At 55.3% G+C, this 19,728-nt stretch carries 17 protein-coding genes; 8 read left to right on the top strand and 9 right to left on the bottom strand.

The window, feature by feature from the left end:
- Positions 1-7 precede the first annotated feature (7 nt).
- The 5 genes from atpI to asnC all read right to left on the bottom strand — a co-directional run bounded on the left by atpI (position 8) and on the right by asnC (position 4,999).
- Positions 8-388: a F0F1 ATP synthase subunit I gene (gene atpI, locus IM304_RS12695; RefSeq protein WP_003862375.1), complete on the bottom strand. Its 381-nt coding sequence runs from the start codon at positions 386-388 to the stop codon at positions 8-10.
- A gap of 616 nt (positions 389-1,004) precedes the next feature.
- Complete coding sequence (gene rsmG / locus IM304_RS12690; protein WP_193355456.1) at positions 1,005-1,628, bottom strand: 16S rRNA (guanine(527)-N(7))-methyltransferase RsmG; 624 nt, start codon at positions 1,626-1,628, stop codon at positions 1,005-1,007.
- Between the two features lie 108 nt (positions 1,629-1,736).
- Positions 1,737-3,626 (bottom strand): tRNA uridine-5-carboxymethylaminomethyl(34) synthesis enzyme MnmG, encoded by a 1,890-nt coding sequence (gene mnmG / locus IM304_RS12685; RefSeq protein WP_193355457.1) that lies wholly within the window; start codon positions 3,624-3,626, stop codon positions 1,737-1,739.
- Positions 3,627-4,000: 374 nt separating this feature from the next.
- The gene (mioC, locus tag IM304_RS12680; protein ID WP_020882767.1) at positions 4,001-4,450 is read right to left on the bottom strand and encodes an FMN-binding protein MioC; all 450 of its coding nucleotides are present in this window, start codon (positions 4,448-4,450) and stop codon (positions 4,001-4,003) included.
- 90 nt (positions 4,451-4,540) lie between these two features.
- The gene (gene asnC, locus IM304_RS12675) at positions 4,541-4,999 is read right to left on the bottom strand and encodes a transcriptional regulator AsnC (RefSeq protein ID WP_003862383.1); all 459 of its coding nucleotides are present in this window, start codon (positions 4,997-4,999) and stop codon (positions 4,541-4,543) included.
- 151 nt (positions 5,000-5,150) lie between these two features.
- Between asnC and asnA the strand changes: the two genes are divergently transcribed.
- Positions 5,151-6,143 (top strand): aspartate--ammonia ligase, encoded by a 993-nt coding sequence (asnA, locus tag IM304_RS12670; protein ID WP_193355458.1) that lies wholly within the window; start codon positions 5,151-5,153, stop codon positions 6,141-6,143.
- Here asnA and viaA read toward each other — a convergent pair whose 3' ends face one another.
- Complete coding sequence (gene viaA / locus IM304_RS12665; protein ID WP_193355459.1) at positions 6,144-7,595, bottom strand: ATPase RavA stimulator ViaA; 1,452 nt, start codon at positions 7,593-7,595, stop codon at positions 6,144-6,146.
- On the bottom strand, positions 7,589-9,085 hold the full coding sequence (ravA, locus tag IM304_RS12660) for an ATPase RavA (RefSeq protein ID WP_193355460.1): 1,497 nt from the start codon (positions 9,083-9,085) through the stop codon (positions 7,589-7,591). The genes viaA and ravA overlap by 7 nt, the downstream gene beginning before the upstream one ends.
- 222 nt (positions 9,086-9,307) lie before the next feature.
- On the opposite strand from ravA, the gene kup reads away from it, so the two are divergent.
- The 7 genes from kup to rbsR all read left to right on the top strand — a co-directional run bounded on the left by kup (position 9,308) and on the right by rbsR (position 17,245).
- Complete coding sequence (gene kup, locus IM304_RS12655; RefSeq protein ID WP_148420340.1) at positions 9,308-11,176, top strand: low affinity potassium transporter Kup; 1,869 nt, start codon at positions 9,308-9,310, stop codon at positions 11,174-11,176.
- 214 nt (positions 11,177-11,390) lie between these two features.
- Positions 11,391-11,810 (top strand): D-ribose pyranase, encoded by a 420-nt coding sequence (gene rbsD, locus IM304_RS12650; RefSeq protein WP_193355461.1) that lies wholly within the window; start codon positions 11,391-11,393, stop codon positions 11,808-11,810.
- A gap of 7 nt (positions 11,811-11,817) precedes the next feature.
- The gene (gene rbsA / locus IM304_RS12645) at positions 11,818-13,323 is read left to right on the top strand and encodes a ribose ABC transporter ATP-binding protein RbsA (protein ID WP_176611157.1); all 1,506 of its coding nucleotides are present in this window, start codon (positions 11,818-11,820) and stop codon (positions 13,321-13,323) included.
- Between the two features lie 4 nt (positions 13,324-13,327).
- On the top strand, positions 13,328-14,293 hold the full coding sequence (gene rbsC / locus IM304_RS12640) for a ribose ABC transporter permease (RefSeq protein WP_108368022.1): 966 nt from the start codon (positions 13,328-13,330) through the stop codon (positions 14,291-14,293).
- A 27-nt stretch (positions 14,294-14,320) separates the two neighbouring features.
- A complete protein-coding gene (gene rbsB, locus IM304_RS12635; RefSeq protein WP_148420337.1) occupies positions 14,321-15,211 on the top strand; it encodes a ribose ABC transporter substrate-binding protein RbsB in 891 nt (296 codons plus the stop codon).
- Between the two features lie 108 nt (positions 15,212-15,319).
- Positions 15,320-16,249: a ribokinase gene (gene rbsK / locus IM304_RS12630; protein WP_148420479.1), complete on the top strand. Its 930-nt coding sequence runs from the start codon at positions 15,320-15,322 to the stop codon at positions 16,247-16,249.
- A gap of 3 nt (positions 16,250-16,252) precedes the next feature.
- Positions 16,253-17,245, top strand: coding sequence for a ribose operon transcriptional repressor RbsR (rbsR, locus tag IM304_RS12625; RefSeq protein WP_193355462.1), 993 nt, complete (start codon positions 16,253-16,255; stop codon positions 17,243-17,245).
- Here the strand turns inward: rbsR and mdtD are convergent.
- Entirely contained in the window at positions 17,211-18,644 is a 1,434-nt protein-coding gene (mdtD, locus tag IM304_RS12620; RefSeq protein ID WP_148420335.1) for a multidrug transporter subunit MdtD, read from the bottom strand. The two genes, rbsR and mdtD, sit on opposite strands and share 35 nt — an antisense overlap.
- On the bottom strand, positions 18,641-19,348 hold the full coding sequence (locus IM304_RS12615; protein ID WP_148420334.1) for a FadR/GntR family transcriptional regulator: 708 nt from the start codon (positions 19,346-19,348) through the stop codon (positions 18,641-18,643). The genes mdtD and IM304_RS12615 overlap by 4 nt, the downstream gene beginning before the upstream one ends.
- Between the last annotated feature and the right edge of the window lie 380 nt (positions 19,349-19,728).

Here is a 19,728-nt window from a genome sequence, read left to right as displayed (position 1 = left end):
ATGCCTTTTACCCTTTGTTATTGATTACAGCTGGAGCCAGAACTTGTACCACCAGCACCAAAACCCACGTTGCTATCAGCGGCATGAATACCACTTTCAAAACCGCCAGCGCCATCACCAGCAATGCAAAGGTCAGCAACACCTTACACACTTCGCCGAGAGCGAAGGACCAGGCCACGCGGCCTTTGGCAGGTGTATGCGCCTGATGACGCCAGGCAAAAATCATAAACAACACGTTTGGCAGCACTACCGCCAAACCCCCGCACGCGGCGGAGATGCCCCAGAAGGGGTCTTTGAGGCTAAACAGCAGTCCACTTGCTATCACAGCCAGAAACTGAATGAACAGAAGCTTACGAGCAACGTTTCTACTCAAGAGCGACACAGACATCACGTTTTTACTCCTGCTCCCTTCGAGGTATGCCGCGTGTCGTATAAAACGTCCTTTAAGGCTCAGAGTCAAGCATCAAAAAGCGGTCAAATTATACGGTGCGTACCCGTGATTTCAAACATTAAGTAGCGAAAAGGTGAATAAATGTTTAAATATTTTTCCCCAGCGCTATTTTTCAACTTTTGACCAAAGCGTCGACCTTCAGGCGAAACTGCAAACAGCGCGAAAACGTTGATGATAAAGCGTGCACAAGATCACAAATTGCACATTTGCGATAAAGTTGTATTTATCAAAGACGTAAAACGCTTTATTCCATCTTTATGAAATTCAAGATAAAAATTCGCAACTATTTTTAAAACAGGCTTATCTACAACAAAAACCTTTTATTGACATTCTTAATAAATATTTAACATCACATTCTGGTTGCCAGCACCCACTTTTAGCAGGCTGATATTTTCATTGTTGATTATCTTCATGGTGAATGAATAAGGTAAGGTTAACCACAAGAAAATCCATAGTAACAACAAGGTTAAATTAACCAGCGTCCGTTCTGGCTGGAAGTGCTGTTTTTTAACACGATCAGAACAGCACAAATTCCACATTTTTTATTAATTTTTTAAAAAGAGTTTGGCTTAATTATAACCAGATGGCGCTCGCCATCGAGCTGAGGAATCTGGAGTTTCTCAATGGATTCGACAGTATAGCCGTCCGGAAGCTGCTCAATTTCATCCCCCGGGAGCTGCCCTTTAAGCGCATAAAAACGGCCATTTTCTGCCGGCAGGTGCTTACACCAGCTCACCATATCGTTGAGCGAGGCAAAGGCACGGCTGATAACCCCGTCAAACGGCGGCTCTGCCGGAAACGCCTCTACCCTGCTCTGCACGGGCGTAATGTTTTCCAGCTTCAGTTCATGCTGGACCTGGCGTAAAAAGCGAACGCGCTTGCCCAGGCTATCCAGCAGCGTGAAATGACTCTCCGGACGGACAATGGACAACGGAACCCCCGGCAGGCCCGGACCCGTACCTACGTCGATAAAACGTTCACCGTTAAGATACGGCGCCACCACGATGCTATCGAGAATATGGCGAATCAGCATCTCGTTGGGATCGCGTACGGAGGTCAGGTTGTACGCTTTGTTCCATTTGTTCAGCATATCGACATAGGCCACCAGCTGGTTTTTCTGGTGATCGGTGAGCGAAATACCTGCCTGTTCCAGCAGACGAGAGAGTTTATTGAGCACGGTGAATACCTGTTGAGATACTTAAGCGGCGGGTGACGCTTCGCTAACCCGCCCTACGGGGTTCAGTAAGCCCGGTAAGCGCAGCGCCACCGGGCAATGTTCAGGGCATTACGCACTACGGCGCAGCATGCCCTGCTTTTTCAACCACACCAGCAGAATCGAAATCGCGGCGGGTGTGACGCCGGAGATACGCGAGGCCTGGCCAATCGACACAGGTTTGTGATCGTTCAGCTTAGCGATCACTTCGTTGGAAAGGCCCGTCACCTGACGATAGTCCAGCATTTCCGGCAGCAGCGTATTTTCGTTGCGCTGCTGTTTCTCGATCTCATCCTGCTGGCGCGCGATGTAACCTTCGTATTTCACCTGAATTTCGACCTGCTCAGCCGCTTCAGCGTCTTCCAGGCCCGGCGCGAACGCCGTCAGTTTGACCAGGTTCTCATACGTGACTTCCGGACGACGCAGCAGATCTTCACCGCTGGCCTCACGCGAAAGCGGCGCAGTTAAGTGAGCGTTTACTTCGGCAGCGGTTTCCGCCTGCGGGTTTACCCATGTGGTTTTCAGACGCTGACGTTCCTGTTCGATACGCTCCAGCTTCTCGTTGAAGCGCGCCCAGCGATCGTCGTCCACCAGACCCAGCTCGCGGCCGATCTCGGTCAGACGCAGATCGGCGTTGTCTTCGCGCAGCATCAGACGATATTCCGCGCGAGAGGTAAACATACGGTACGGTTCTTTGGTACCCAGCGTGCAGAGATCGTCAACCAGCACGCCCAGATAAGCCTGGGAACGCCCCGGTGCCCAGCCCTCTTTCTCAGCAGAGAAACGGGCGGCGTTCAGACCGGCAAGCAGACCCTGCGCTGCGGCTTCTTCGTAACCGGTGGTGCCGTTAATCTGGCCGGCGAAGAACAGACCCTGGATGAATTTGCTCTCCAGCGTCGGCTTCAGGTCACGCGGATCGAAGAAATCGTACTCAATAGCGTAGCCAGGACGAACGATTTTCGCGTTCTCCATACCCTGCATTGAGCGCACTATTTGCATCTGCACGTCGAACGGCAGGCTGGTGGAGATGCCGTTCGGGTAAATTTCGTTAGAGGTCAGCCCTTCCGGCTCGAGGAAGATCTGATGCTGGTTACGATCGGCAAAGCGCATCACCTTGTCTTCGATCGACGGGCAGTAGCGTGGTCCGATCCCTTCGATCACGCCTGCGTACATTGGGCTGCGATCGAGGTTATTGCGGATCACGTCATGGGTTTTTTCGTTGGTATGCGTGATGTAGCACGGCACCTGCTGCGGATGTTGCGCCGCATTGCCCATGAACGAGAACACCGGCATCGGATTATCGCCGTGCTGCTGCGCCAGTATGCTGAAATCGATAGTGCGCGCATCAATGCGCGGCGGCGTACCGGTTTTCAGGCGGCTCACGCGCAGCGGCAGCTCGCGCAGACGGCGTGACAGCGGAATGGACGGCGGATCGCCGGCGCGGCCACCGCTGTAGTTATCCAGACCGATGTGGATCTTGCCGTCCAGGAAGGTCCCGACGGTGAGTACCACCGCTTTAGCGCGGAACTTAAGCCCCATCTGGGTCACGGCACCCACAACGCGATCGTTCTCAACGATAAGATCTTCAACCGCCTGCTGGAAGATCATCAGGTTCGGCTGGTTCTCCAGCGCTGTGCGCACGGCCTGACGGTAAAGCACGCGGTCTGCCTGTGCACGGGTGGCACGTACAGCCGGACCTTTGCTCGCGTTTAGTATCCTAAACTGAATGCCAGCGCGATCGATCGCTTTCGCCATCAGGCCGCCAAGTGCATCCACTTCTTTTACCAGGTGTCCTTTCCCAATGCCGCCAATCGCCGGATTACAGGACATTTGTCCCAGCGTGTCGATATTGTGTGTCAAAAGCAGGGTCTGCTGACCCATTCGCGCTGCGGCCATTGCGGCCTCAGTGCCTGCGTGACCCCCGCCAATGATGATGACGTCAAAAGGATCCTGATAAAACATGGTGGTCTGCCTCGCGTAAAGCGGTATGAAAATGGATTGAAGCCCGGGCCGTGGATTCTACTCAACTTTAGTCTTTCGAGAAAGCATTGGGATCCTGGGCTATTAAAAAGAAGATCTTTTTATTTAGAGATCTGTTCTATTGTGATCTCTTATTAGGATCGCAGACCTTTGTGGATAAGTCCGATCCAATAAATAAGATCATGCAGTTAGGAAGGATCGTTTGCTGTGAATGATCGGTGATCCTGGACCGTATAAGCTGGGATCAGATCGCCACTTTATACACAGGGCGAAAACAGTCTCAGGGTTATACTTTGGATAACTACGGCTTAATACGAGCTTTTAACCAGAGTTATCCACATCTGATCGCGCGATCTTTAATCGTTTTTGAGTAAATTTTTCCATTCACCCAACCAGATCTCGGCTGGATCTTCCGGAATGTCATGATCGAGGATGTTGATCTTCAGCGTTTCACCCAGCTGTTTTGCTCCGCAAGCGGTCACCGCAGCTTCGACTTTCTCTATTGCGCCACAGAACGTGTCATATTCACGGCTGCCGATCCCGACTGCGCCAAACCGGACGTTTGACAGATCGGGCTGTTGTTCCAGCAGTTCGTCATATAAAGGTTGCAGGTTATCCGGCAGATCGCCCGCGCCGTGCGTGGAGGTGATCAGCAGCCAGACCCCGTCAGTCGGGAGATCGTCAAGCAGCGGTCCGTGCAGGGTTTCCGTGGAAAAGCCCGCGTCTTCCAGCTTCTCGGCCAGATGTTCCGCTACATATTCAGCACCGCCAAGCGTGCTGCCGCTGATAAGAGTAATGTCCGCCATTGATCGCTCGCTCAGATAAAGAGGCGGACATTGTACGCTGTGAACGAGCTGGGATCTACCTGTGGAAAATGTGGGAATGAATTTGCCCGATCACGGGCGGATAGTACGCATGATCGGGTTTTGCAGGGAGATCAGCGTCTCGGTGGACTGAATTTCATCGATTGTTTGGATCTTGTTGATAAGTACCTGCTGAAGGGCGTCGATGGATCGGCACATCACCTTTATAAAGATGCTGTAGTGCCCGGTGGTGTAGTACGCCTCGGTGACCTCATCCAGCGCGTTCAGCTTCTCGAGCGCGGAAGGGTAGTCTTTGGCACTTTTGAGAATAATGCCAATGAAGCAGCAAACGTCGTACCCGAGCTGCTTCGGGCTGACATCAATGCGCGCGCCGGTGATGATCCCTGCCTGCTTCATTTTCTCTACGCGCACGTGAATCGTCCCGGGGCTGACGCCAAACTGTTTCGCCAGTTCGGCATACGCGGTGCGTGCGTTGGCCATTAGCGCTTCCAGAATGCCGCGGTCCAGATTGTCGATCTGATAATTTTCCATAGCTTTTTCTTATGAAGATTAATGAATATGTCTATTCTAGCGCCTTATTTTAACGAATCAAAAGTGAATGTGCCTTTTTGTTGATGGGTTATTGAATCAGGTGCCGGTTCTGTTGCTTAATCATTACCAACAGGACGCAGGAGTATAAATAATGAAAACCGCTTACATCGCAAAACAACGCCAGATCAGTTTCGTAAAATCCCATTTTTCTCGCCAGCTGGAAGAGAAGCTTGGCCTTATTGAAGTGCAGGCTCCGATTCTGAGCCGCGTGGGTGACGGGACGCAGGATAACTTGTCTGGTTGCGAAAAAGCGGTACAGGTGAAAGTGAAAACACTGCCAGACGCCCAGTTCGAAGTGGTTCATTCACTGGCGAAGTGGAAACGTCAGACCCTGGGACAACACGACTTCAGCGCGGGCGAAGGGCTCTACACGCACATGAAAGCCCTTCGCCCCGATGAAGACCGCCTCTCCCCGATTCACTCTGTCTACGTTGACCAGTGGGACTGGGAGCGCGTAATGGGTGACGGCGAGCGCCACGTCGGTACGCTCAAATCTACCGTTGAGGCAATTTACGCGGGGATCAAAGCGACTGAAGCCGCCGTGAGCGAAGCGTTTGGCCTGGCACCGTTCCTGCCGGAAACGATCCACTTTGTTCACAGTCAGGAATTGCTGAGCCGTTTCCCGGATCTGGATGCCAAAGGCCGTGAACGGGCGATCGCCAAAGAGCTGGGGGCGGTATTCCTGATCGGCATTGGCGGCAAACTCTCTGACGGTAAACGTCATGACGTCCGCGCGCCGGATTATGATGACTGGAGCACCGTGGGCGAGAGCGAGTATGCCGGTCTGAACGGCGATATTCTGGTCTGGAACCCGGTACTGGAAGATGCGTTTGAACTCTCGTCTATGGGGATCCGCGTGGATGCTGAAGCGCTGAAGCGTCAGCTGGCCATTACCGGAGATGAAGATCGTCTGAAGCTGGAGTGGCACCAGGCGCTGCTGCGCGGTGAAATGCCGCAGACCATCGGTGGCGGTATTGGCCAGTCTCGTCTGACCATGCTGCTGCTGCAGCTGTCCCACATTGGCCAGGTGCAGTGTGGCGTCTGGCCGCAGCAGGTACGTGAAAGCGTCGGCTCTCTTCTTTAATTAGCGTCGCCAGCGTCTGAGCAGGCGGCTACGCAGCCCGGTATCAAAGCGCCAGATATGATCGAAGATGCGCATGATGCCGGGTTTTCCATGGGCAGACATCGCCACCGCATGAAAACGGTGCTGGTGAACGCGCTGCATCTCCTTCACCTTATTCACCACATCGTCCGGCAGCCGCTGGGCAATAAAATCGGAAATCACCACCGCATCCGCGTCGTACCAGTCGCCGCCCTGCATGCGTTCAATGATGCTGCGAAAACAGCTGGCCAGATCGGTGCCCCCGCGAAAGCGCTGGCTTAAAAAGCGGATCGCCTGCTCCAGCCCCTGTGAGCTGGTCAGTTCATATCCCACCACTTCGCTGGAAAATAACATGATGTAGCAGCGACGGCGGTCGGCAAGCGCCACGCGCATCAGTGCCAGGCAGAACGCCTTTGCGCACTGTTCATTGAAGCCCCCCATCGATCCGGACGTATCCACGCAGACAATAAAAGGCCCGCGCGGCTGCTCGTCAAAGTCCTGACGCACTACCGGTCGCTGGCCGATCTTCTCGCGCCAGGCTTCGCCATGCAGCCGATAGGTGAGCAGCTGTTTTTCCACCAGCCGACGATAAAACTCGTACTCCAGTTCGGTCATTCCCAGCGTGCCGAGTTCCGTAGGCAGCAGGCGCAGGATGTCATCACCTTGCTGTAATCCATCCACCTGCTCCGGCACGGTGGAGGGTTCGCGTACCAGCGTGCGGAAGGTTTCCATCGGCGCATCTTTCTTTGGGACCGATTTGGCCTCCCGGGAGCGGCCCAGCTGTTCCGCGAGCTTCATCAGCTCCGGCTGCTCTGCCAGAAAGTCGCCGTACTTCACGATCAGCTGATAATCGCCACGCTTTAGCTGCCCGGCACTCATATCCCAGAGCCGTCCGGCAGCGTTTTCATTCTCCACCAGCACCTGTTCCAGCTGGCCGCTTAACGTCATTCGCTCCTGCACTTCACTGAGCAGCTGTTCGCGCTCCTCCTCCAGCAGCTGCTGGTTAAGGGTCGTGGCCTGCACCACAAGGCTCAGCCGCCAGCGCTGTAAAAAAAGCGTGTGCAGCGCGGACGTGAAGGTGGGGTTGTCCGTGACCAGCGCTCTGGCCTGGCCGGCAAACGGGGAGTGAACGTTATCAAGCAGAGTCAGGGTTTGCTGAAGCCGGGCAATAAACTGCGGCGTAGAAAGCCGCTGGCACTGCTGATAGCCGGCAACTTCCTCTGTCAGCTCCGGCGGAACTTCCGTCTCCTTGAACCGCTGCCGCAGGTTATCGCGCCAGCGTGGGAGATCGTCCGTCATTGCCCTTTTGAGCTTCGGGAATTTTTCAAAGAAGGCCGCCAGCTGCGGTGAAGCAAGCAGGGTGATAACAACCTCTTCGATTAAACCATCCTCGCTAACCGCCAGCATGACGTTGAGCGTGTCCAGCGTTAGCATTGACGCGCCTGTTTGATCTGCGCGCCAACGTCCTGAAGGCTGGCTTCAATGCGGCCCAGCCAGTCGCTATGGATAAAGAGGCATTTCTGCTGCTCGCTGAAGCGCGTGTGCTGCCGGTGCCATTCTGTATCCAGCGCTTCCAGCTGCTGTTTGATCTCCTCCGGGATACTGTCGGAGGCCGTGCCCGGCAGCGCAAGGCGCGATCCCTGAAGGCTGACGTCGCGGATCACCAGATGCTGGCTGCTGTCGACTTCCATCGTCAGCGGCTGGGCAAAGCCGATTCCGTTGAGCTTGCCGCGGATCTCGCCGCCTTTATCCAGCCACTGCGCCAGCGCGACACGTTCGATCGTCACGTGCACTACCTGCATATCATGCAGCTTCAGCGGCTGCTGAAGAAGCAGGGTGAGCGAGTCATCGGTCAGTTCGGCCGGCAGTTCATAGTGCGGCTTACGGGCGAACATCCCGCCGAGGCGGTTCACCTTTAGCGCGGTTTTATCGCTTTGCTGCTGCTGGAGCTGGAGGCGGCGTTGGGCAATTGCTCCCAGCTGGTTAAGCATCGACTGCTGGCCCCACGCGTGCCCGGTCATCAAAACGTCCAGCTGCTGCTGCATCAGGTTCATCCCTTCGGCGTCGTGCCACAGGCAGTCTTTCAGCAGGATCAGATCGACTGGCGCGACGGCATCGCGACCGCTGAACAGCGCGCTTGCCTGAAGCAGGCGAATCGCTTTTTTCCAGCGACGGTCAGAGACATACGGCGCGGAAGGCAGTAAATCAAGCTGCTGGCGCAGCATGAAGATCAGCTCAAATACGCTATCCGGCAGCTTTATCTTGCCGATCTCCTCCTGCCACTGGTGGTATTCCTCGTCCGTCACCTGCAATGACGCTGCCACCGGGTTTTCGTTCTCGTCCTGCTGGCTCACCAGCATTGAACGGAAGTTCGACTTGTCCTGCACTTTATCCAGCCACAGGCGGATCAGCATGCGGTCATACAGCGCTTCCAGGCTACTGTCGTCTTCGGGCAGTTCGTTTGACGCGGCCACCAGCAGGCGCATGGGGATTTTCTCTTCGCTCGCGCCGTTGCGGAACCGGCGTTCGTTGATCGCCGTCAGCAGGGTGTTCAGTATGGCCGGACCGGCTTTCCAGATCTCATCAAGAAAGACGATTTCGGCTTCAGGGAGATAGCCCGCCGTCAGACGCTCATAGCGTCCCTCATCCTTTAACGCCTGAATAGAGAGCGGCCCGAACACTTCTTCCGGCGTGGAGAAACGGGTCATCAAATACTCAAATGCGCGGGCGTTCTGGAATGCGAACTTGAGGCGGCGCGCGATCAGGCTTTTGGCAATGCCCGGCGGTCCCAGCAGAAATACGCTTTCACCACTCAGCGCCGCCAGTAAACAGAGGCGAATGGCGTGGCTACGCTCGAAAAGGCCTTTCTCCAGCGCGCTGCTGAGGCGGGAAATTCTTTCTGCTAATAAATGTGAGTGAGCCATAATAGTTTTGCATCCTTTCGCCGTCGTGGCGGCTAATTGAAGCGAGTATAGACGTTTCGGTCTGGCCTGATAATAGGCTGAAGTGCGGCGCTATTTTCTTTGCGCTACATTAATGCGGCAGCATTTAGGGGTACGATTTTGCATTGAATCGTGCATACTGTGCGCTTTTTGTGGGCCAAGGGACTAAGCACACATTTGTTATTCAAACGAAAAGACTAGTCTATGAGCACTGATAATAAGCAATCATTACCCGCAGTAACGCTTGCGGCGATCGGGGTTGTCTACGGTGATATCGGCACCAGCCCGCTTTATACGCTTCGTGAATGTTTGTCCGGTCAGTTTGGTTTTGGTGTAGAGCGCGACGCCGTATTTGGTTTCCTCTCGCTCATCTTCTGGCTGCTGATCCTGGTAGTTTCCGTTAAGTATCTCTCTTTCGTTATGCGTGCTGATAACGCGGGCGAGGGCGGTATTCTGACCCTGATGTCCCTTGCCGGACGCAATACGTCGGCAAGAATGACCTCCGTACTGGTCATTATCGGCCTGATAGGCGGCAGCTTCTTCTATGGGGAAGTGGTGATAACGCCGGCGATTTCGGTGATGTCAGCCATAGAGGGGCTGGAGATTGTCGCGCCGCAGCTTGATACGTGGGTCGTTCCACTCGCTATTATCGTGCTGACACTGCTGTTTGCCATACAAAAACACGGTACCGGTCTGGTGGGCAAGCTGTTCGCACCTATTATGCTGGCCTGGTTCCTGATCCTGGCGGCGCTGGGCTTGCGCAGCATTATTGCCAACCCGGATGTCCTGCATGCGCTGAACCCGATGTGGGCGGTGCATTTCTTCCTGGAATATAAAGTGGTGTCGTTCGTGGCGCTGGGTGCGGTGGTGCTTTCCATTACCGGCGTCGAGGCGCTGTATGCGGATATGGGCCACTTCGGGAAACTCCCTATCCGCGTAGCGTGGTTTAGCCTTGTCCTGCCTTCACTGGTGCTGAACTACTTCGGCCAGGGCGCGCTGTTGCTTGAACATCCTGAAGCGATTAAAAACCCGTTCTTCCTGCTGGCTCCTGACTGGGCGCTGGTCCCAATGCTGATCCTGGCGACGCTGGCGACGGTGATTGCCTCACAGGCGGTGATCTCCGGCGTGTTCTCCCTGACGCGTCAGGCTGTGCGTCTGGGCTATCTCTCCCCGATGCGCATTATTCATACCTCGGAGATGGAGTCAGGCCAGATCTACATTCCGTTCGTCAACTGGCTGCTCTATTTTGCTGTGGTGATTGTTATCGTCAGCTTCGAGCACTCCAGTAACCTGGCGGCGGCGTATGGTATCGCCGTGACCGGAACGATGGTGTTGACCTCTCTGCTCTCCACCACGGTGGCGTACCGTAACTGGCACTGGAATAAGTTCCTGGTCGGGCTGATCCTGGTCGGTTTCCTCTGCATCGACGTACCGCTGTTCTCCGCTAACCTCGACAAGATTGTCTCCGGTGGCTGGCTGCCGCTGACGCTGGGTCTGGTGATGTTTATTGTGATGACGACGTGGAAGAGCGAGCGTTTCCGCCTGCTGCGTCGTATGCACGAGCATGGTAACTCTCTGGAAGCGATGATCGCCTCGCTGGAGAAATCCCCGCCGGTGCGCGTGCCGGGTACCGCGGTGTACATGTCTCGCGCGCTGAACGTGATCCCGTTTGCGCTGATGCATAACCTTAAGCACAACAAGGTGCTGCACGAGCGCGTGATCCTGCTGACGCTGCGCACCGAAGACGCGCCGTATGTACACAACGTGCGTCGCGTGCAGATTGAGCAGCTATCGCCGACCTTCTGGCGCGTGGTGGCGAGCTACGGCTGGCGCGAAACGCCGAACGTGGAAGAGGTGTTCCACCGCTGCGGCCTGGAAGGGTTAAGCTGCCGAATGATGGAGACATCGTTCTTTATGTCGCACGAGTCGCTGATCATCGGAAAACGCCCATGGTATCTGCGCCTGCGCGGCAAGCTGTACTTGATCCTGCAGCGTAACGCCCTGCGCGCGCCTGACCAGTTTGAAATCCCGCCTAACCGCGTGATTGAGCTGGGGACGCAGGTCGAGATTTAAGCCTCCGTGTGGCCTGATGCGCTTTCCAGAGTAAGAGGGCGCAAACATAAAAAACGGTAACCTCAGGGTTACCGTTTTTGCATTTACCTTCTGCCTCATTTCACTTAGCGAAACGTTTCGACTTCGATCACAAATCCGTTACGTCATGATGGTTTTCTGAACACTCTTGCGGCTACACTGTTTTTAGCGAAACGTTTCGCTAGTGGAGCAAAAAATGAAGAAAGGCACAGTACTCAACTCAGAAATCTCATCGGTTATTTCCCGCCTTGGGCATACCGATACGCTGGTGGTTTGCGATGCAGGCTTACCGGTTCCGCGCAGCACAACCCGTATCGATATGGCGTTAACGCAGGGCGTACCCTCGTTTATGCAGGTACTGGAAGTGGTGACCGCGGAGATGCAGGTTGAGACGGCCATTCTCGCTGCGGAAATCAAACAACATAATCCGCAACTCCACGAAACGTTGCTCACGTTTATTGAGCAACTGCAACAGCACCAGGGAAACACCATAGAAATTCGTTACACAACGCACGAGCAGTTCAAACAACAAACCGCAGACAGTCAGGCGGTGATTCGCAGCGGGGAGTGTTCCCCGTATGCGAATATCATTCTCTGTGCTGGCGTCACCTTCTGAGGCCATCATGGACGCATTACTGCAACTCAAAGGGATCGATAAATCGTTCCCGGGCGTAAAAGCCCTCTCCGGCGCGGCGCTGAACGTTTATTCCGGACGCGTGATGGCGCTGGTGGGCGAGAACGGCGCCGGCAAATCCACCATGATGAAAGTGCTGACCGGGATCTATCAGCGCGATGCCGGTTCACTCGTCTGGCTGGGTAAAGAGACCACCTTCAACGGCCCGAAATCCTCGCAGGAAGCGGGTATCGGCATTATCCACCAGGAGCTAAACCTGATCCCGCAGCTCACCATTGCGGAGAACATCTTCCTGGGCCGCGAGTTCGTGAACCGGTTCGGAAAAATCGACTGGAAAACCATGTACGCCGAAGCGGACAAACTGCTGGCGAAGCTGAACCTGCGCTTTAAGAGCGACCGGCTGGTGGGGGACCTCTCCATCGGCGATCAGCAGATGGTGGAAATCGCTAAGGTGCTGAGCTTTGAGTCGAAGGTCATCATTATGGATGAACCGACCGACGCCCTGACCGATACGGAAACCGAATCCCTGTTCCGCGTTATCCGCGAGCTGAAATCGCAGGGCCGCGGCATTGTATATATCTCTCACCGCATGAAAGAGATCTTCGAGATCTGCGACGACGTCACCGTTTTTCGCGACGGCCAGTTTATCGCCGAGCGCGAAGTGGCGACGCTGACGGAAGATTCGCTTATCGAAATGATGGTGGGACGCAAGCTTGAAGATCAGTATCCGCGTCTGGACAAAGCGCCGGGCGACATCCGCCTGAAGGTGGATAACCTCTGCGGGCCGGGCGTAAACGACGTGACCTTTACCCTGCGCCAGGGCGAGATCCTCGGCGTCGCAGGCCTGATGGGCGCGGGGCGCACCGAGCTTATGAAAGTGCTCTACGGCGCACTGCCGCGCACCAGCGGTTACGTCACTCTTGACGGCCACGAGGTGGTCACCCGCTCGCCGCAGGATGGCCTGGCGAACGGCATTGTCTATATCTCCGAAGACCGTAAGCGCGACGGCCTGGTGCTGGGCATGTCGGTGAAAGAGAACATGTCACTCACCGCACTGCGCTATTTCAGCCGCAGCGGCGGCAGCCTGAAGCACAAAGATGAACAGCAGGCGGTCAGCGATTTTATCCGTCTCTTTAACGTTAAAACGCCGTCGATGGAGCAGGCGATTGGCCTGTTGTCCGGCGGTAATCAGCAGAAAGTGGCCATTGCCCGCGGGCTGATGACGCGCCCGAAAGTGCTGATCCTCGATGAACCAACCCGTGGCGTAGACGTGGGTGCCAAAAAAGAGATTTATCAGCTGATTAACCAGTTTAAGGCCGACGGTCTGAGCATCATTCTGGTCTCTTCCGAGATGCCAGAAGTATTAGGCATGAGCGATCGCATTATCGTCATGCATGAAGGGCATCTCGGCGGTGAATTCACTCGCGAGCAGGCCACCCAGGAAGTTCTGATGGCTGCCGCTGTGGGCAAGCTTAATCGCGTGAATCAGGAGTAAGAAGATGACTACCCAGGCTGTTTCTGGTCGCCGCTATTTCACAAAGGCATGGCTGATGGAGCAAAAATCGCTGATTGCCCTGCTGGTGCTGATCGCGATTGTATCGACCATGAGCCCGAACTTTTTTACCGTTAATAACCTGTTCAACATTCTTCAGCAGACTTCCGTAAACGCCATTATGGCGGTGGGGATGACGCTGGTGATTTTGACTTCGGGTATCGATCTGTCCGTCGGTTCCCTGCTGGCGCTTACCGGTGCGATTGCCGCGTCGATTGTCGGTATTGAAGTCAACGCGCTGGTGGCCGTTGCCGCTGCGCTGGCGGCTGGCGCGGCGATTGGCGCGGTAACCGGCGTAATTGTGGCAAAAGGCCGCGTACAGGCGTTTATTGCCACGCTGGTGATGATGCTGCTGCTGCGCGGCGTCACCATGGTGTACACCAACGGTAGCCCGGTGAATACCGGCTTTACCGAAAATGCCGATCTGTTTGGCTGGTTCGGTATCGGCCGTCCGCTGGGTATCCCGACGCCGGTCTGGATCATGGCTATCGTCTTCCTGGCGGCGTGGTACATGCTGCACCATACCCGTCTGGGCCGTTATATCTATGCGCTGGGCGGTAACGAGGCGGCAACGCGTCTGTCCGGCATCAGCGTTAATAAAGTCAAAATTATCGTTTACTCCCTGTGCGGCCTGCTGGCGTCTCTGGCGGGCATCATCGAAGTGGCGCGCCTCTCTTCTGCGCAGCCAACGGCGGGTACGGGGTATGAGCTGGATGCCATCGCGGCAGTGGTTCTGGGCGGTACCAGCCTTGCTGGCGGTAAAGGTCGCATTGTTGGGACATTGATCGGCGCACTGATCCTCGGTTTCCTGAATAATGGTTTGAATTTGTTAGGTGTTTCCTCCTATTACCAGATGATCGTTAAGGCAGTGGTGATTTTGCTGGCGGTACTGGTAGACAACAAAAAACAGTAACTGACGACACTACAGGACATCTTAGATATGAACATGAAAAAACTGGCTACCCTGGTTTCTGCTGTCGCGCTGAGCGCAACCGTAAGTGCTAACGCCATGGCGAAAGATACCATCGCGCTGGTTGTCTCAACCCTGAACAACCCGTTCTTCGTCTCCCTGAAGGATGGCGCGCAGAAAGAAGCGGACAAGCTGGGCTACAACCTGGTGGTGCTGGACTCTCAGAACAACCCGGCAAAAGAGCTGGCGAACGTTCAGGACTTAACCGTTCGTGGTACCAAAATCCTGCTGATCAACCCAACCGATTCCGACGCGGTAGGTAACGCCGTGAAGATGGCAAACCAGGCGAAGATCCCGGTCATCACCCTTGACCGTCAGGCAACGAAAGGTGAAGTTGTCAGCCACATCGCGTCTGATAACGTACTGGGCGGTAAAATCGCCGGTGATTACATTGCGAAGAAAGCCGGAGAAGGCGCGAAAGTTATCGAACTACAGGGCATTGCCGGTACGTCCGCTGCGCGTGAGCGTGGTGAAGGCTTCCAGCAGGCCGTTGCTGCGCACAAATTTAACGTGCTGGCGAGCCAGCCGGCAGACTTCGACCGTACTAAAGGTCTGAACGTTATGCAGAACCTGCTGACCGCGCATCCTGACGTGAAGGCCGTATTCGCTCAGAACGACGAAATGGCGCTGGGCGCGCTGCGTGCGCTTCAGACTGCGGGTAAAACTGATGTGATGGTTGTCGGATTTGACGGCACTCCGGATGGTGAAAAAGCAGTAAATGATGGCAAACTGGCTGCGACCATCGCTCAGCTGCCTGAGCAGATTGGCGCAACTGGCGTGCAAACTGCCGATAAAGTGCTGAAGGGCGAAAAAGTTCAGGCCAAATACCCGGTTGACCTGAAGCTGGTCATTAAGCAGTAAAAGGCGATTCAGGCAGTCGCTGGCTGCCTGAGGGACACCAAATAAAAGAAAAGTGTGGCATACGCCACCGGGTAATACCGGTGGCGCTCTCAGATGGACAGCTCATACATGAAAACCGCAGGCAACCTCGTCGTCCTTGGCAGTATCAATGCCGATCACATTCTCAACCTTGAAACGTTCCCCACGCCGGGCGAAACCGTCACCGGCAAACAGTACCAGGTGGCGTTCGGCGGTAAGGGCGCAAACCAGGCGGTAGCGGCCGGGCGCAGCGGGGCGAATATCGCGTTTATCGCCTGCACGGGCGATGACGATACCGGCGAGCGCGTTCGCAAACAGCTGGCCAGCGACAATATCGATATTGCGCCAGTCAGCGTGGTTGAAGGGGAATCTACCGGCGTGGCGCTGATTTTCGTCAACGCGGAAGGTGAGAATGTCATCGGTATTCATGCGGGGGCCAATGCTGCGTTAACGACAGAACGCGTTGAAGCGCAGCGTGAAATCATCGCCGGAGCGGCAGCCCTGCTGATGCAGCTGGAGTCGCCGGTTGAAAGCGTGCTCGCCGCCGCGAAAATAGCCCAGGAAAATCATACCTCTGTCGTACTGAACCCTGCGCCTGCCCGTGTATTATCAGACGAACTGCTGGCGCTGGTGGATATCATCACCCCGAATGAAACCGAAGCGGAAAAGCTGACGGGGATCCGCGTGGAAACTGATGACGACGCAGCGCGTGCAGCAAAAGCGCTGCACGACAAAGGCATCGGCACCGTGATTATCACCCTCGGTAGCCGCGGCGTGTGGGCAAGCGTCAACGGCGAAGGCCGTCGCGTACCGGGCTTCAAGGTGAAAGCCATCGATACCATCGCCGCTGGAGATACCTTTAACGGTGCGCTGGTGACGGCGCTGCTGGAAGGGAAAGCGATGGATGACGCGATCCGCTTTGCGCATGCTGCCGCCGCGATTGCGGTGACGCGTAAAGGCGCTCAGCCTTCCGTGCCGTGGCGTAAAGAGATCGATGAATTCTTAAGTCAGCAGGGGTAACGCTTGGCCACAATGAAAGATGTCGCCCGTATGGCGGGTGTTTCTACCTCGACTGTTTCCCACGTTATCAATAAAGATCGCTTCGTCAGCGAGGCGATTCGGGAGAAAGTTGACGCTGCAATAAAAGAACTCAACTATGCGCCGTCGGCGCTGGCGCGCAGCCTGAAGCTCAACCAGACGCGCACCATCGGCATGCTGATCACGGCCAGTACCAACCCTTTCTATTCTGAACTGGTGCGCGGCGTGGAGCGCAGCTGCTTTGAGCGCGGCTACAGCCTGGTGCTGTGCAATACCGAAGGGGACGAGCAGCGCATGAACCGCAATCTGGAGACGCTGATGCAAAAACGCGTCGACGGGCTGCTGTTGCTCTGTACCGAAACGCATCAACCTTCGAAAGAGATCATCCAGCGCTACCCTTCTATTCCCACGGTGATGATGGACTGGGCGCCGTTCGACGGTACCAGCGATCTGATCCAGGATAACTCGCTGCTGGGCGGCGATATGGCGACGCAGCATCTGATCGATAAAGGTCATACCCGCATTGCCTGCATTACCGGTCCGCTGGATAAAACCCCGGCGCGCCTGCGGCTGGAAGGCTATCTCTCTGCAATGCAGCGTGCGGGGCTTGCCGTTCCTGATGGTTATCAGATCACCGGCGATTTTGAATTTAACGGCGGATTCGAGGCGATGCAGAAACTGCTGGCGCAGGAGACTCGCCCGCAGGCGGTATTTATCGGTAACGACGCGATGGCGTTTGGCGCGTATCAGGCGCTGTATCAGGCCGGATTACGCGTTCCGGAAGATATGGCGATTATTGGTTACGATGATATCGAACTGGCGCGCTACATGACGCCGCCGCTGACGACGATTCATCAGCCTAAGGATGAACTGGGCGAGCTGGCCATTGATGTGTTGATCCACCGCATGGCGCAGCCCACGCTGCAACAGCAACGGCTGCAGCTTACTCCTGTTCTGATGGAACGCGGTTCGGTTTAGCCTTTTCCTTATGACGCTCTTTAATCAGGTTCTGGCCATCTTTCGGTTTTAACAGCATAAAGACCAGCGCCGATACCACCGTAAGCGCGCCCATGGTGATAAAGGTATAGTGGAACTGCTCCACGGTATTGGTACCGTCAAACCCTTCATAAAACCGCAGGACCGCGGCGCTCACGGCGACCCCGAGGCTGATCGACAGCTGTTGGGTCACCGCCAGTACGCTGTTGCCGCTGCTGGCGTTCTCGTCGGTAAGGTCCGCCAGGGTTATCGTATTCATCGACGTGAACTGCGTCGACATCGCCATCCCCAGCACAAACAGCGGCAGGATCAGCATCCAGATGGGTAACGCCGCAGACTGCAGCGAGAACTGCGCAATCATCAATCCAATGAATACCGTTACGCCAACCAGCGTTTTACGATAGCCGAACCAGCGCAGCACCTGCGTAACCGTGGATTTCGCCAGAATCGATCCCATTGCCGTGGGCGCCATCATGCAGCCCGCGATCAGCGCCGGATAGCCAAAACCGACCTGCAACATCAGCGGCATCAGGAAGGGTACGCAGCCCGTGCCCAGACGTGAGGCAATATTGCCCGCGATCCCGACGGAAAATGTTCGGGTATTAAAAAGGGATAAAGAGATAAGCGGCGTCGGGTGGCGGCGCGCGTGACGTATATAAAGAAGGAACAGCAGAATACCGCTGAGGATAACGGCAAGCGCCAGCCACGTTTCCACGATTTTCTCGCCGAACAGCTCCATCCCGCTGGAGAAGAGCACCAGGCTCAGGCCAAACAGGAAAAAGCCGCCCATATCGAAGCTGCGTCGAGGCGTGGTGAAGTTCGGCATGTATTTGCGGGCGTAAATCAGCCCGGCCACGCCAATCGGAATATTAATCAGGAAAATCCAGTGCCAGCTTGCCCAGGTAACCAGTACCCCGCCGAGTACCGGACCAAGTATCGGACCGACCAGCCCCGGCATGGTCACAAAGTTGAGTACGGGGAGCAGTTCGCTGCGCGGATAGGCGCGCAATAACGCCAGGCGAGCGACGGGCATCATCATCGCGCCGCCAATACCCTGCAGCACGCGGAAGATAACCAGCTCCGTCAATGAGGTGGAGAGGGCGCAGGCCAGCGAGCCAAGCGTAAAGAGCGTGACCGCCACCATAAAAACTTTTCGGGTACCGAATCGATCGGCCAGCCAGCCGCTAACCGGAATAAGCATCGCCACCGTCAGGGTGTAACTGATGATGGCTGACTGCATCGCCAGCGGAGAACGGTTAAGGCTCTGTGCTATTGCGGGAAGTGCGGTATTGAGGATAGTGGCATCCAGTGCCTGCATAAAGAACGCCATGGCTGCAATCCACGGCAATCCGGCCATACTGCGCGCTTTTTTCTCTGTCATTTATTTACCTGCTGGTGGGTTGGCGCGGCCAGCAATGCCTGGCACGCACTCAGGGCTCGCTGCCCGTCGCTCTCCTGAATAGCATCGACAATCGCCTGATGCAGATCCAGCTTCACCACCTCATCCTGCGTAATAGAGGTAAAGTAAGTGTGGTACACCGAATGGAATAAAGAAGCAAAAGACGTCAGAAACGGATTCGCGCTCATATTATAGATATGCTCATGCCAGGCCATATCGACCTCGACCCAGCGTTCGCGGTTAAAGTGCTTTTTCAGGAACACCATCTCTTCCATTAAGGTATTGAGCTGCGCTTTTTGCTCTGCGGTGCCGAGCGTGGCGGCAAGCAGGCAGGCCTGCGGTTCAAGACTGCTGCGCATGACCAGAAAGTGGTCGACGACCTGGTTAAAATTATCTTCGGTCATCCACCAGGTGAGTAACTCCTGATCGAGAAAGTTCCAGTTCCCCTGTGGCATAACGCGGGTGCCAATGCGCGGACGTGGTAACACCATCCCTTTCGCCGATAAGGTTTTCACCGCTTCGCGAACGGCGGTACGGCTTACGCCAAACCGATCGCCCAGTTCCATCTCGCTGGGCAGGATGCTGCCTGGAGCATATACACCTGCCAGGATCAGCTGAGCCAGCTTCTCTGCCAGCACGTACGACAGGTTTTTTTGGGCTGCCAGCTGTTGTGCGCTTAATGGCATCGCTTTTATTCCTTAACTATTCTTGCCGCTAATTATGCCACCTCAGGTGTGATTGTGGTTGCAGATACATCAAATAGAACAATTTGTAGCTTGATCTCATCGCTTTTGGTGAAAAAAAACACGGTCAGAAACTTTTTTTAAATTTCCTCTTGTCACTTCGGAAGAACTCCCTATAATGCGCCTCCACTGACACGGAACAACGGCACGCAAGCCGCCGGGTCAGCAGAGAAAAGCGAAATAATCACTTGACTCTGAAGCGGGAAAGCGTAATATGCACACCCCGCGCCGCAGCGAAAAGCGAAGCGGCACTGCTCTTTAACAATTTATCAGACAATCTGTGTGGGCACTCAAAGTGACATGGATTCTTAACGTCGCAAGAC

This window comes from Enterobacter cloacae complex sp. P40C2 (assembly GCF_014930695.1).
GTDB classification, from domain to species: domain Bacteria; phylum Pseudomonadota; class Gammaproteobacteria; order Enterobacterales; family Enterobacteriaceae; genus Enterobacter; species Enterobacter pasteurii.
The sequence above is the reverse complement of the archived record's forward strand: the minus strand, read 5'-3'. Positions and strand labels throughout refer to the sequence as shown.

What these genes read in the sequence shown, in the direction of transcription:
- asnC (WP_003862383.1), bottom strand. Translation starts at nt 4,999, where the DNA reads ATGGAAAATTATCAGATCGACAATCTGGACCGCGGCATTCTGGAAGCG.
- kup (WP_148420340.1), top strand. Translation starts at nt 9,308, where the DNA reads ATGAGCACTGATAATAAGCAATCATTACCCGCAGTAACGCTTGCGGCG.
- IM304_RS12615 (WP_148420334.1), bottom strand. Translation starts at nt 19,348, where the DNA reads ATGCCATTAAGCGCACAACAGCTGGCAGCCCAAAAAAACCTGTCGTAC.
- mdtD (WP_148420335.1), bottom strand. Translation starts at nt 18,644, where the DNA reads ATGACAGAGAAAAAAGCGCGCAGTATGGCCGGATTGCCGTGGATTGCA.
- rbsD (WP_193355461.1), top strand. Translation starts at nt 11,391, where the DNA reads ATGAAGAAAGGCACAGTACTCAACTCAGAAATCTCATCGGTTATTTCC.
- mnmG (WP_193355457.1), bottom strand. Translation starts at nt 3,626, where the DNA reads ATGTTTTATCAGGATCCTTTTGACGTCATCATCATTGGCGGGGGTCAC.
- rbsA (WP_176611157.1), top strand. Translation starts at nt 11,818, where the DNA reads ATGGACGCATTACTGCAACTCAAAGGGATCGATAAATCGTTCCCGGGC.
- rbsB (WP_148420337.1), top strand. Translation starts at nt 14,321, where the DNA reads ATGAACATGAAAAAACTGGCTACCCTGGTTTCTGCTGTCGCGCTGAGC.
- viaA (WP_193355459.1), bottom strand. Translation starts at nt 7,595, where the DNA reads ATGCTAACGCTGGACACGCTCAACGTCATGCTGGCGGTTAGCGAGGAT.
- rbsK (WP_148420479.1), top strand. Translation starts at nt 15,320, where the DNA reads ATGAAAACCGCAGGCAACCTCGTCGTCCTTGGCAGTATCAATGCCGAT.
- rbsC (WP_108368022.1), top strand. Translation starts at nt 13,328, where the DNA reads ATGACTACCCAGGCTGTTTCTGGTCGCCGCTATTTCACAAAGGCATGG.
- mioC (WP_020882767.1), bottom strand. Translation starts at nt 4,450, where the DNA reads ATGGCGGACATTACTCTTATCAGCGGCAGCACGCTTGGCGGTGCTGAA.
- atpI (WP_003862375.1), bottom strand. Translation starts at nt 388, where the DNA reads ATGTCTGTGTCGCTCTTGAGTAGAAACGTTGCTCGTAAGCTTCTGTTC.
- ravA (WP_193355460.1), bottom strand. Translation starts at nt 9,085, where the DNA reads ATGGCTCACTCACATTTATTAGCAGAAAGAATTTCCCGCCTCAGCAGC.
- asnA (WP_193355458.1), top strand. Translation starts at nt 5,151, where the DNA reads ATGAAAACCGCTTACATCGCAAAACAACGCCAGATCAGTTTCGTAAAA.